Annotated in this window: 14 protein-coding genes; 6 read left to right on the top strand and 8 right to left on the bottom strand. The window is 62.6% G+C overall.

The genetic code is table 11. From position 1 onward, the window contains the following. Positions 1-15: 15 nt before the first annotated feature. The 3 genes from AC3WJP_RS25735 (at position 16) to AC3WJP_RS25745 (ending at position 1,823) form a co-directional block, all read left to right on the top strand. Complete coding sequence (locus AC3WJP_RS25735; protein WP_493723810.1) at positions 16-726, top strand: DUF1989 domain-containing protein; 711 nt, start codon at positions 16-18, stop codon at positions 724-726. Positions 727-809: 83 nt separating this feature from the next. Beyond that, positions 810-1,415 carry a cupin domain-containing protein gene (locus AC3WJP_RS25740; protein WP_493723809.1) on the top strand — a complete coding sequence of 202 codons (606 nt, stop codon included), beginning with the start codon at positions 810-812 and terminating at the stop codon, positions 1,413-1,415. A gap of 144 nt (positions 1,416-1,559) precedes the next feature. After that, positions 1,560-1,823 (top strand): hypothetical protein, encoded by a 264-nt coding sequence (locus AC3WJP_RS25745; protein WP_493723808.1) that lies wholly within the window; start codon positions 1,560-1,562, stop codon positions 1,821-1,823. Here AC3WJP_RS25745 and deoA read toward each other — a convergent pair. From deoA to AC3WJP_RS25765, 4 genes are read right to left on the bottom strand one after another with little or no spacing between them, the layout of a single operon-like run. Beyond that, the gene (deoA, locus tag AC3WJP_RS25750) at positions 1,795-3,126 is read right to left on the bottom strand and encodes a thymidine phosphorylase (RefSeq protein WP_493723807.1); all 1,332 of its coding nucleotides are present in this window, start codon (positions 3,124-3,126) and stop codon (positions 1,795-1,797) included. The two genes, AC3WJP_RS25745 and deoA, sit on opposite strands and share 29 nt — an antisense overlap. Before the next feature lie 17 nt (positions 3,127-3,143). Beyond that, positions 3,144-4,409 (bottom strand): NupC/NupG family nucleoside CNT transporter, encoded by a 1,266-nt coding sequence (locus AC3WJP_RS25755; protein ID WP_493723806.1) that lies wholly within the window; start codon positions 4,407-4,409, stop codon positions 3,144-3,146. Between the two features lie 43 nt (positions 4,410-4,452). Then, the gene (locus tag AC3WJP_RS25760; protein WP_493723805.1) at positions 4,453-4,863 is read right to left on the bottom strand and encodes a cytidine deaminase; all 411 of its coding nucleotides are present in this window, start codon (positions 4,861-4,863) and stop codon (positions 4,453-4,455) included. Between the two features lie 41 nt (positions 4,864-4,904). Beyond that, the gene (locus AC3WJP_RS25765) at positions 4,905-5,831 is read right to left on the bottom strand and encodes a nucleoside-specific channel-forming protein Tsx (RefSeq protein WP_493723804.1); all 927 of its coding nucleotides are present in this window, start codon (positions 5,829-5,831) and stop codon (positions 4,905-4,907) included. A 590-nt stretch (positions 5,832-6,421) separates the two neighbouring features. On the opposite strand from AC3WJP_RS25765, the gene AC3WJP_RS25770 reads away from it, so the two are divergent. Next, positions 6,422-7,465 carry a purine-nucleoside phosphorylase gene (locus AC3WJP_RS25770; protein ID WP_493723803.1) on the top strand — a complete coding sequence of 348 codons (1,044 nt, stop codon included), beginning with the start codon at positions 6,422-6,424 and terminating at the stop codon, positions 7,463-7,465. Between the two features lie 72 nt (positions 7,466-7,537). Here AC3WJP_RS25770 and AC3WJP_RS25775 read toward each other — a convergent pair whose 3' ends face one another. The 4 genes from AC3WJP_RS25775 to AC3WJP_RS25790 all read right to left on the bottom strand — a co-directional run bounded on the left by AC3WJP_RS25775 (position 7,538) and on the right by AC3WJP_RS25790 (position 10,096). Beyond that, positions 7,538-8,737 carry a DUF2252 domain-containing protein gene (locus tag AC3WJP_RS25775; protein ID WP_493723802.1) on the bottom strand — a complete coding sequence of 400 codons (1,200 nt, stop codon included), beginning with the start codon at positions 8,735-8,737 and terminating at the stop codon, positions 7,538-7,540. A 71-nt stretch (positions 8,738-8,808) separates the two neighbouring features. Next, a complete protein-coding gene (locus tag AC3WJP_RS25780; RefSeq protein WP_493723801.1) occupies positions 8,809-9,618 on the bottom strand; it encodes a shikimate dehydrogenase family protein in 810 nt (269 codons plus the stop codon). 51 nt (positions 9,619-9,669) lie between these two features. Next, on the bottom strand, positions 9,670-9,930 hold the full coding sequence (locus AC3WJP_RS25785) for a DUF1652 domain-containing protein (protein WP_493723800.1): 261 nt from the start codon (positions 9,928-9,930) through the stop codon (positions 9,670-9,672). A 16-nt stretch (positions 9,931-9,946) separates the two neighbouring features. Next, the gene (locus AC3WJP_RS25790; RefSeq protein ID WP_493723855.1) at positions 9,947-10,096 is read right to left on the bottom strand and encodes a hypothetical protein; all 150 of its coding nucleotides are present in this window, start codon (positions 10,094-10,096) and stop codon (positions 9,947-9,949) included. Between AC3WJP_RS25790 and AC3WJP_RS25795 the strand changes: the two genes are divergently transcribed. Together AC3WJP_RS25795 and AC3WJP_RS25800 are read left to right on the top strand one after the other, a co-directional pair. After that, a complete protein-coding gene (locus AC3WJP_RS25795) occupies positions 10,059-10,169 on the top strand; it encodes a hypothetical protein (protein ID WP_493723799.1) in 111 nt (36 codons plus the stop codon). The genes AC3WJP_RS25790 and AC3WJP_RS25795 overlap by 38 nt on opposite strands. A 138-nt stretch (positions 10,170-10,307) precedes the next feature. Continuing rightward, positions 10,308-10,766 (top strand): Hsp20 family protein, encoded by a 459-nt coding sequence (locus tag AC3WJP_RS25800; protein WP_493723798.1) that lies wholly within the window; start codon positions 10,308-10,310, stop codon positions 10,764-10,766. Positions 10,767-11,226 lie beyond the last annotated feature (460 nt).

The raw sequence follows: 11,226 nt of genomic DNA on the forward strand, positions 1-11,226 counted from the left end.
CCTTAGGAGTCAAGCATGACCCACGTTACCCATAGCCATGATTTCCCCGCGTGCTGCCAACCGGACAACGGCACCTCGCTGGGCGTCAACGCCACGCTGCACGAACCGATTTCGGCCGACGGCACCCCGGTGCTCGGCGAAAACTACACCGTGCCTGCGCGCTGCGGCCGCGCCGTGCACCTCAAGGCCGGGCAGACCATCAAGATCGTCAACACCCACGGCACCCAGGTGTGCGACACCTGGCTGTTCAACAGCGCCGACCTGAGCGAGTTCTCCTCGATGGAACATGCCCGCGCCCACTGCAACAGCATCATTCCCAAGGTCGGCGACGCACTGTTCAGCAACCGTCGCCGCGCCATCGGCACCCTGACCGCAGACACCTCGCCGGGCATTCACGACACGCTGATGGCCGCCTGCGATCTGCATCGCTACACCAACCTGGGCGTCGAGGGCTACCACGACAGCTGCGCCGACAACATGCGCCTGGCGCTGCAAGCCATCGGCCTGCGCGCCCATGAAGTGCCGCAGCCGCTGAATCTGTGGATGAACATTCCGGTCAAGCCCGACTATACGGTCGAGTGGCTGCCACCGGTGTCCAAGGCCGGCGATTATGTGGAAATCCGTGCCGAGATGGACGTCGTCGTGGTGATGTCCGCCTGCCCGCAGGACATCGTGCCGATCAACGATCTCAACCCGGTGGACGTGAGCTTCTCGGTTCACGCCTGACCATCGATTGCCGCTGGACGACGGGCGTTCGTGCCCCTAGGATGCCTGTCGCCCACATCCGCAATCAGTCAACCGAGGGACGCATGTCCAGACCCAACCAGACGCCTGCCGGCAAATCCCAGCACTCCGAAGGGTTGCCGAGCCTGAGCGTGCGCCTGCGGCATGCGCGCAAGGTGGCTGGCCTGACCCTCAAGCAAGTCGCGGTGGCCGCAGGCTGCTCGGAAAGCCTGATCTCCAAGCTGGAAAACGACGCCGCCTCGCCTTCGCTGGCCATGCTCCATCGTCTGGCCTTGGCGCTGGGCAGCAACATCTCCGAACTCACCTCTGAAGACTGGGTGTCCGAGGAGCCGGTGCTGCGTGCCGGCGATCGTCAGGTCAGCCGCTTCGCCAAAGGCGCGAAAAAAGGCTATATCGACCTGGAGCGCATCACCCACCTGCAAAAAGGCGGGCTGCTGCAGGGCGACATTCATATCGTGTCCCCAGGCATGGTCAGCGAGATGATCGAGCATGCCGGCGAGGAGATGGGCTATGTGATCGAGGGCAGCCTGGACCTGACGCTTGGCGATGCCACCTATACCTTGCAGGCCGGCGACTCGTTTCATTTCCCCAGCAATGTGCCCCATGGCTACCGCAATTCGACGACGAGCGTGGTGCGGATCCTGTGGGTGAATACGCCAGCGACGTTCTAGTGGCCCGCGCGTCAGGCACAAGCCGTTAGGACAGCGGGTTTTGGCGTCCATAGCCTCTCATCCGAAACGCGTTAATAGAATCCTTTAACTGATACTAAAACGCTATCATCGCGATCCCACTGGCCCTTCGCGAACGTACCGCCCATGAACACATACGACCAAAAGCATTTGGAACTGCTCAAGCTGATCCATTCTGGTCAATGGCGGGATATCCCCGACACGCACGCCAATGAATTGCAGGTGCTGGTGGCCTGCAAATACGTGACCATCCACAGCGGCGCGGCGGGGCTGGCCCAGGTCAGGCTCAGCCCCGAGGGTCAGCATTATCTGGAGCGCCTCAGCGGGCTCAGGGCCATGAAATACCCAGCCGCCGCCTCCATCAGCGCGAGGGCGCAGATGGGGACTTGAGCATCGCGGCCACCAGCGGCGTGGCAACATCTGCCTTGTCGCCAATACGGTAGGCCGCGCTCAGCGCCCTGGCTGCCTGCTCCACGGCCGCCGTGGTCTGCCCGTGGACCCAGCCCAGCGGCTGCTCGGCACCGACCTGTTCACCGATAAAACGCAATTCGCTGAAGCCCACCGCCGGGTCCACTGCATCGTTGGGATGACGGCGGCCACCGCCCAGTTCGACCACCGCCATGCCGACCGCGCGGGTGTCGATGGCAGCCACTGTGCCGCTCTGCTCGGCCCACACCGGCTGGCTGATTGCCGCCGCGGGCAGGTAGCGCTGAGGCGCCTGGGTGAAATCCTGCGGGCCACCCAGCGCCGCGATCATCTGCCCGAAGCGCTGCAACGCCGCACCGCTGTGCCATACCTCCAGCAACCTGGCCCGCGCCTGCGCTTCGGTGTCCGCCAACCCGGCCAGCAGCAGCGCCTGCTCGGCCAGGGTGAGGGTCAACTCCCACAGCCTGGGGCTGCGCACCTCGCCTTGCAACAACGCCACGGCCTCGGCGACTTCCAGGCCATTGCCGGCGCTGCGGGCCAGCGGCTGATTCATGTCGGTCACCAGCGCAGTGGTGCGCACGCCAGCGCCATTGGCGACCGCGGCGATGCTGTGGGCCAGGTCGTGGGCGTCCTCGGCCTTGACCATGAACGCACCGTTGCCGGTTTTCACATCCATGACCAGCACGTCGAGGCCGGCAGCTAGTTTTTTCGAGAGGATCGACGCGGTGATCAGGTCCAGCGACTCCACCGTGCCGGTCATGTCGCGGATCCCGTAGAGGCGCTTGTCGGCCGGCGCCAGATCCGCCGTCTGACCAATGATCGCGCAGCCCACTTCGGCGACGATCTGACGAAAGCGCTGCGCGCTCGGCTGGCAATCGTAGCCGGGGATGCTCTCCAGTTTGTCGAGGGTCCCGCCGGTATGGCCCAGCCCGCGTCCGGAAATCATCGGCACAAAACAGCCGCACGCCGCCAGCAAGGGGGCCAGCGGCAGGCTGATCAAATCGCCCACGCCACCGGTGGAATGTTTGTCCACCACCGGCCCCGGCAGGTCCCACTGCAGCACCTGGCCCGAGTCGCGCATCGCCGCGGTCAGGGCGATGCGTTCATCGATGTTCATGCCCTTGAGCAGCACCGCCATGGCGAACGCGGCAACTTGGCCTTCACTGAGGCTGGCGTCGCTGATGCCGGCGACGAAGCGACGAATGTCGTCGGCGCCAAGCGTACCGCCGTCACGCTTGCGACGGATCACTTCCTGAGCAAGCCACATGGCTTTGACCTCCAGCCTTACAACGAAATGAAAAAGCCAACGATGGCGGCGCTCATCAGGTTCGACAAGGTGCCACCGACCATCGCCCGCAGCCCCAGGCGCGCCAGTTCGTGGCGACGCTGGGGGGCGATGCCGCTGAGGCCGGCCAGTTGAATGGCGATCGACGACAGATTGGCGAATCCGCACAGGGCAAAGGTGACGATGACCTGAGTATGCACCGACAACACCGACACACCGGCGGCGCTGGCCTTCTCGGGCGTCAGGTAGTTGGACAGGTCGGCGTAGGCGACGAACTCGTTGAGGGTCAGCTTCTCGCCGATGAACCCGCCGGCCAGCACCGCTTCGTGCCAGGGCACGCCGATCAGAAAGGCCACCGGCGCCAGCACGTATCCGAGGATCAATTGCAGGGTCAGTTGCGGATAGCCCAGCCAGCCGCCGGCCCAGCCCAGCAGACCGTTGAGCAGCGCGATCAAACCGATGAAGGCAATCAGCATCGCCCCCACCGCCATGGCCAGGCGCAAGCCGACCTGGGCGCCTTCGGCGGCGGCGTCGACGATATTGGCCGGGCGGTTTTCCGGGTCCTTGAGTTCTTCGAGCATCATGTCGTCGTTGACCGTTTCGGTTTCCGGTTCCATCAGCTTGGCCATCAGCAAGGCACCGGGAGCGGACATGAAGCATGCGGCAATCAGGTATTTGAGTTCCACACCAAGGCCGGCATAGCCCAGCAGCACGGAACCGGCCACGGCCGCAAAACCACCGACCATCACCGCGAACAGCTCTGAGCGGGTCATTCTCGCGATAAAGGGCCGCACCACCAGCGGGACTTCGGACTGGCCGACGAAAATCGCCGAGGTCACCACCATCGACTCGACGCGGCTGGTGCCCAGCAACAAGCGCAGCAAACCGCCGAGCAGGCGAATGACCCAGCCCATGACGCCGATGTAGTACAACACCCCGATGAAGCTGCCGAAGAACACCAGCATCGGCAGCACGCGGATGGCAAAGACGAAGCCACCACTGCCGAACAGCTCGAACATGCGCGGCGACCCCAGACCACCGAACATGAAGGCAATGCCCTTGTCGGCGTACAGCTGCAAGGACGCCACCGCACCGGACAACGAGCCGAGCGCCTCCTGGCCCCAAGGCACGTACAGGGCGAAGGCGCCAATGAATATCTGCAGCGCCAGCGCGACGGACACGGTGCGCCACTTGATGGCGCGACGCTGGGTGGACAACAGGATGGCAACGAGCACAAGGACCGCCATGCCGACAAGACTGATCATGCAGTTATCTCCGAACACCTGAGGGGTGATTGCGTGGCGTGGCTCAAAAGGCGTCGAAAGCGCCGGGCAGCAGTTGGTCAAGGGTCCAGACCCGGGTAGCCGATGGATCGCTGCCAGCGCAGATGACCACGGCGTCAGGAGCCATCAGTTCCAGCAGCACCTGCCGACAGGCGCCGCAGGGGCTGATCAGCGCCACGTTGGGCGCATACACCGCCATCGCCCTGAAGCTGCGTGGCGGCAGACCATGGCTGATGGCGGCGAACAACGCCGAGCGCTCGGCGCAGTAGGTCAGCCCATAGGAGATGTTCTCCACATTGCAGCCGTGGATGATGGCGCCTTCGGCAGTCAACAGCGCCGCGCCCACCGGGAACTTAGAATAGGGCGAATAGGTGTGCTGCGCGGCGACCTTGGCTTCGTCCAGCAAAACGTCACGATCAAAAACGGGTTCGGTCATTGGATTTATCACTTGTCCGTGCAAAATAGTTGGCCATCGGCTCAAAATTGATAGCCGACGCCGAAATAGTAACCCCAACCGTTGGAGCGCGCCTCAAAGGGGCCATCGCCAAAATCAAGTTGGCTGCCATCTTTCCAGTTACCACCATTATGGAAGTAGCGGCCAACTGCCATGAAGCGCAGATGGGTAAATGAATAAAGTAGAACGTTAGTGGCCACTGTGGCATTGGCTGTCCGCGCAGAACCGGCCTGATCGTGCAAATCGGAGCCAAAATCGAAGTTGGTGAAGCCTACATAAGTGAGCGAGGCGCCGTTGGAATATTTGCCCAGGGGCAGTATATATTTCAACTGCGCCCGATAGCCGTCCCAGGAGTTCTCGTTGGAAGCGCCGTAGTTCTCCCACTGACGCCGCGCATAGAAGTTGGCCGACAGGTTCACCGGGCTGTGGGTATCGATATCGGTGCCCAGGCCGGCATACAGGGTGTTGGCCCGCCCGGCCTTGTTGTGGCCCATGTCGTAGATCCAGTCGAAGGCGACATAGAACTCCTTGAACAACCCGAAACCGAGCTTGCGGCCGACCAGTTCGTCGATGGAAATACGCGGTTCGTGCTCCATGAACACCGGCGAGCCCTTGTCCCAGGCGCCGCTGTCGTGGCTGTTGCCGACCCCGAGGATTTTCGGCGCGTCGATGTATCCATAGAGTTCGAATGGGCCCTTGCGGCCGAAATATTCGTATTCGAGGTAGATATCGTCCGATGGCCGCGGGCCGAAACTGATGTCCTTGCTGCCAATCAAAGTGAAGTTTTGGTTATACCAGGGTGCGGCCTTCTGCGTGGTATTGGCCGGTGTGACTTGATAACTCAAGTCCTCCCCCTGAGCACTGTCGGCGCCCTTCGCCGGGGCGGTGGCGGCCCAGCAGGAAATACTACCGCTCAGGCTCAAGGCAGCGATACCGAGGGTATTCGACATTATTGTTCGTTGACGTGAAACGGCATGACGCACGGCTCTGATGTTCACTATGACGCTCCTTGGCACACACTTACCCGGCCGTCCTCAGCGTCCGGGCACAGTTGTACCCTGACCTGTCTGGCCCGTCGGCAGATTCGTCTATCGATTGCTCATTGATTGAAGAGCTCAGGGGTAATATTCGACGTTGCGTCGAACTAGTTCATTATTCGCGGCATCAGTACGATCCTTTTCAGAAACTTCCTACAGGTATTTGCTCATTGCATACCTGCCCTTTAAGCGGATGTCTCCAAAGCAGAATGCATGCCATCTAGTCCTCGCCCTGTATTTGCGGGAGTTTGAACGATCGGTCAGGTTTTTTCTGACCATTTGATCTACTTCAGAGCACCTGGTTTGTGCGTGGTGCGCGGTTTTAGCGCAGCCGCTGGCATGGCACAATGCCGCTCTTTCGCCACGGACATTGCCGATGTCCCCGCCGGGCAAATACTTGACGGTCCGGACAACTTGTTGGCCTGCATCCTGCTACGTGCGATAGCCCGGTGGCGATTGCAGCTGCAGCGCACGGGGCATCCAATCATTTGCATGGAGCTATCATGTTCGACACTTCTCGCCTCGCGGCCGCCTTCGGCCTGACCTTCGCGGCGCTGGGCGCCAGCCCCTCCTGGGCCGATACGCCACCCGCCGCCACCGTCACTCCCAAGGTCATGCTGATCACCATGTTCGGGCCCGAAGCCCAGAACTGGATCGACCGCCTCAAGCTCACCCAGGAGATCAAAGTCCCTGGGCTGTCAGCCGAATACCCTGCAGTACGCTGCAACGCGCAGCAGGTGTGCCTGATGGTCACCGGCATGGGCCAGACCAACGCGGCGGCCTCGACCCTGGCGCTGAGCCTTTCCAGCGAGTTCGACCTGCGCAAGACCTACTTCGTGGTCGCCGGCATTGCCGGCATCAACCCGCACCACGGCACCCTCGGCACCGCGGCCTGGGCGCACTACCTGGTGGAGTTCGGTACGCAATGGGAAATCGATTCCCGCGATGCGCCCAAGAGCTGGCCGACCGGCTATATCGGCATCAACACCAAAGGCCCCAACGAGAAACCACCGCTGGACTACAAAACCGAAGTCTTCGAGCTCAACCCGGTGCTGCAGGCTAAGGCGCTGGCGTTGTCCAAGGACGTGGTCCTGAGCGAGAGCAAGGAATCCACCGCGTGGCGCAAGCACTACCCCTACGCGCCGGCCAATCAGGCGCCCAAGGTCACCCAATGCGACACCCTGGCCGGCAATACCTGGTTCTCGGGCACACGACTGAGCGAACGAGCCGAGGTCTGGACCAAGCTGCTGACCGACAATAAGGGCACCTACTGCACCACCCAGCAGGAAGACAACTCCACCTACGAGGCGCTGCTGCGCGCCAGTCACGCCGGCAAGGTGGATATCTCACGCCTGGCGGTGGTGCGCGCGGGTTCCGATTTCGATCGCCCCTATCCTGGCTACAGCGAGGTCGACAACCTGCTCAAGTACGCCGACCAAGGCGGCTTCGTGCCGGCGCTGGAGAACCTTTACCGAGCGGGGAATCCGTTGGTGCAGAACATCGTCGAGCACTGGGGCGAGTGGCAGAAGGGAGTGCCGAGTGCTTGAGCATCCGCCAGCTTGATGGCTGAAAGGCGCCCGTCTTTGAAAGCGACGGGCGCCGGTGAGCTTGCTATCGGCTCAGGCGCCAGCGCGTTCTTGCTGCAGGGCATAGCGGCGACAATGTTCCAGATAGCCTTTCTCGTGCTCTCCCACCAGTTGCACCACGCTCGACCACAGCCAGGACGGCGCATCGAGGGTCTGCGTGCGATTGCGCTGCAGGTCCTTTATCCAGCCTGAACGCGTGGCCAGGTCCATCTGCCGCGCATGCGCCAGGCCGACCACCCTGGCGAGGTAGCCGGCGGCAGACATCGCTTCGCGCTGGCTCAGTTGGTCGAGCTCGAGCTTCATGTCCTGGGGCAGCAGTTCACGAATGAAAAAACCGTGGTCGAGCATACGCACGGCGATCATCCGGTCGCCCAGCCCCGGCGACAGGTGGCGCGCACCGGCCACCACTCGCTGACCGTTGTCCCGTGGCATGCTCGCTCGCGGCACCCGCGGTGCTGCTGCCCGGACGGCCTCTTTGATATCCACCAGGCAATAGTCCACGTCATCCCCCTCGCCCACACCCAGCAGCACCGCATACCTGAGCAGCCCCAGCGAACTGCAGCCTTTGACCCAATAGGCAGCATCGAGCAGTTCAACGCTGTCGTCGCGCGAACGGCCCTTGAGCGCCGTGACCAGACTGTGCATCTCAGGCGTGGCGCAGAGTGTGGTCAGCGCACCGCGCTCGGCCTTGGACAGCGACCAGAAGTGCTTGCCCAGCGGAATAGTCGGCCGGGTATCCTCGATACGTTCTTGCGCCAGGTGCTTCCAGGTCCGCGCGACAGCGCTGCGCATCCCTGCCCGTACCTGCGCTGGCCGGGGTGGTTCCTCGTCATTGCCCGCCTCGAAGGCCTGCTCGTAGCCGCGCATCATCTCTTCGAGCATCTGCGCGGTGGCCACCCCGGGGAGGTCCGAGCCGCGTGCCGCTGTGGCCAGGGACAAGGCCAGGCGCACCAGGTCGTGGGCGGGATTGCCGATCACGGTCTGGTCGAGGTCACGGATATGAATGTCGGTCTTGCCTTTCAGGTCGCCCGTGGGGCCGAGGTTGCCGGCATGGCAATCACCGCAGATCCACACCGGCGGGCCGCTGGGCAGGCGCCGCCCCGGCTGGCTGTGCAGCCACTCGTAGAATTGCACGGTGCTGCCCCTCACGTAGGCGTGCGCTGAACGCGCCATTTTGAGGTTACGCAGGTTGTTGAGGACATCGAGGCGCGCGGCGGGGCGAGGGGTTTTCATCGAGGCAGTCTTTCAAGTGTGAGCAGTTGACCCGCCCCGGCCAGGATGTTTCAAAACATTTCAGGAAACCGTCAGATGCCCATCGGCGTGACGCCCATGAACGCGCCGAGGTTGCCCATCTGCGCCCGCGCCATCTGCGCGCCGGTCTGGATCACCGCGCCCAGCGCCTGGGCGCGCAGCAGAAACGCGGTGACCGCAGGCGAAGTCACCACATCGGCGACCAGGCAGCCGGCGGTCAGCGTCTCGAGCATGGCGGCAGGCAGCGGTAGCTCATCGGTCTCGAGCATGCCGACCGGTGAAGCATTGGCGACCAGAGCAAAACCCGCGAGCGAGCCATAGGCCAAGCCGATGCGCACTGCGGGAAAGGCGTTGTGCAGCACCTCGGCCAAGGCTCTGGCTCGCTGGCTGTCGAGGTCATTGAGTACCAGTTCGGCAATGCCGGCTTCACACAGTGAGCAGGCGATCGCACTGCCCGCCCCACCGGCGCCGAGCACCAGGGCCTTCTGGCCTTCTGGCTTGAAGCCTTGCTGGCGCGCGGCGGTCAAGAAGCCCTCGCCGTCGACGTTGTCCCCCACCAAGGTGCCATCGGCCTCGCGGCGAATAACATTGGCCGAGCGCAGCAGCGCGGCCCGCGGGCTGAGGTGATCCAGATACCTGGTGACGACCTGCTTGTAGGGCACGGTGATCACGCACCCACGCATGTTCTGCCAGCCGCGCAAGCTGGCGATGAACGCTGCGAGGGTGTCGGCACGGATGTCGATCGGGATCATTGCCAGGTCGAGGCCATTTTCCTGGAACCAGGTGTTGAAATTGATCGGGGATTTGACCTGAGCAATGGGCGAACCGACGATCGCTACCAACTGCGTTGCGCCACCAATCATGGGACCTCCAGGGAGATTGTCGTTGTCGGCAGAGATTGCCAGCAACTGCACTCAGCGTCGATGGCGTCGACGATCCTGGATTTCCTGGGGAATTCGCTGCTGTTCTTGCTTCAGTTCCCCGATGAGCGTGGCGATGGCGCGGCTTGAAGACAGCTTGTGCGCCGCGATGTCACCGACCGAAAGGTCGACCTTGCCGTTGCGGGGATTGACGAAATGCACGGTCATGACGCCCTTGGCATCGATCTCGCACCGGCATTTGGTGGGCAGAAAAGCCGACTCCAGAAGGTGTCGCAGTTGCAGATGAGAAAGCATGGGTGACCTCGGCGCGTCATTGATTGTTGTTGTTGACCTTGGCACTGGCCGTTGCAGCATAGCGTGCCGCAATATTTGGAAAAGGGCGCAGGTAAAAACGTTCAACCGAAGATGCGCAAGCGGCGGCGGTGGCGTTCCTCGCATCGGATGCGGCGTCGGGAATCACTGCGGCGCAGATCGTTGTCGATGGGGGATCGATTGGTGCCCCCTATGGTGCGGCGGTGTTCAAACAGAGCTGATCCTCGCCCCAGTGGGTGGTCGAAAAAAAATTTTCGATCCGACTCTTGAAAGTGCCGTACCCGAACCTATCTGTTCAGTACGCGATGCCGCATGCGGGTCGCGTCTCAATCACTTGGAGTAATCTCGGGAGATTCATCATGGCTACTACCCTTTCCTTGGCCCCTCTGTTCCGTCAATCGGTGGGCTTCGATCGTTTCAACGACCTGTTCGAATCGGCACTGCGCAGCGAGGCCGGTACTACCTATCCACCGCATAACGTCGAGAAGCACGGCGACGATCATTACCGCATCGTCATCGCTGCGGCGGGCCTGGTCGAAGACGACCTTGAGCTGCAGGTGGAAAAAGGCGTGCTCACCGTCGCCGGCGGCAAGCGCGAAACCGAGCAGCAAGTCACCTACCTGCACCAGGGCATTGCACAACGGGCTTTCCGTCTATCGTTCCGTCTCGCCGACCACATCGAAGTGCAAGGCGCGGCGTTGAACAACGGCTTGCTCAGCGTCGACCTGGTACGAGTGGTGCCGGAAGAAGCCAAGCCCAAGCGCATCCCGATTGGCGGCGCTGGCAAGCCTGATCTGCGGCAGGTTGGGCAGCTGTAAGGCTGAACGGCCGCTTGAAAAAACGGCGCTCTGATCATTCAGAGCGCCGTTTTTTTTATGGTTGGGGATTTGGTGGTCTGGAGATTGGGGGTGGTCCTTTGCTGCGGGCCTGTGCGGCGCGCCCTGCCCATTGGCCCTTCGCCTAGGCTCAGGGTACCCGCGTTCCGGCTTCTGAATCGGTGGCACGCCGCGAATCGCCCTCCATGGCTCAGCGCGGCTTCCCCGGCATCCATGCCGGGGAGCCACCGATTCAGAAGCCTCCACGCGGCCTGCTGGAGGGGCGCGCCGCACAGGCCCGCAGCAAAGGCCCAGCGCAGATTTGAGTGCTTCCCAAAAAGCTTTTTTGAAGCAGCAACGCAAATCTCGCTGTTCTGCTTTCGAGTCGGCCTTGGGGTCGCCGCCCCCTTTCAGCAGGCCGCGTGGAGGTGCGCTTGCGCAGGGATAGCCGGCATGGATGCCG

Source organism: Pseudomonas sp. GW821-FHT01A09, assembly GCF_058986725.1.

What these genes read in the sequence shown, in the direction of transcription:
- AC3WJP_RS25735 (WP_493723810.1), top strand. Translation starts at nt 16, where the DNA reads ATGACCCACGTTACCCATAGCCATGATTTCCCCGCGTGCTGCCAACCG.
- AC3WJP_RS25740 (WP_493723809.1), top strand. Translation starts at nt 810, where the DNA reads ATGTCCAGACCCAACCAGACGCCTGCCGGCAAATCCCAGCACTCCGAA.
- AC3WJP_RS25745 (WP_493723808.1), top strand. Translation starts at nt 1,560, where the DNA reads ATGAACACATACGACCAAAAGCATTTGGAACTGCTCAAGCTGATCCAT.
- deoA (WP_493723807.1), bottom strand. Translation starts at nt 3,126, where the DNA reads ATGTGGCTTGCTCAGGAAGTGATCCGTCGCAAGCGTGACGGCGGTACG.
- AC3WJP_RS25755 (WP_493723806.1), bottom strand. Translation starts at nt 4,409, where the DNA reads ATGATCAGTCTTGTCGGCATGGCGGTCCTTGTGCTCGTTGCCATCCTG.
- AC3WJP_RS25760 (WP_493723805.1), bottom strand. Translation starts at nt 4,863, where the DNA reads ATGACCGAACCCGTTTTTGATCGTGACGTTTTGCTGGACGAAGCCAAG.
- AC3WJP_RS25765 (WP_493723804.1), bottom strand. Translation starts at nt 5,831, where the DNA reads ATGTCGAATACCCTCGGTATCGCTGCCTTGAGCCTGAGCGGTAGTATT.
- AC3WJP_RS25770 (WP_493723803.1), top strand. Translation starts at nt 6,422, where the DNA reads ATGTTCGACACTTCTCGCCTCGCGGCCGCCTTCGGCCTGACCTTCGCG.
- AC3WJP_RS25775 (WP_493723802.1), bottom strand. Translation starts at nt 8,737, where the DNA reads ATGAAAACCCCTCGCCCCGCCGCGCGCCTCGATGTCCTCAACAACCTG.
- AC3WJP_RS25780 (WP_493723801.1), bottom strand. Translation starts at nt 9,618, where the DNA reads ATGATTGGTGGCGCAACGCAGTTGGTAGCGATCGTCGGTTCGCCCATT.
- AC3WJP_RS25785 (WP_493723800.1), bottom strand. Translation starts at nt 9,930, where the DNA reads ATGCTTTCTCATCTGCAACTGCGACACCTTCTGGAGTCGGCTTTTCTG.
- AC3WJP_RS25800 (WP_493723798.1), top strand. Translation starts at nt 10,308, where the DNA reads ATGGCTACTACCCTTTCCTTGGCCCCTCTGTTCCGTCAATCGGTGGGC.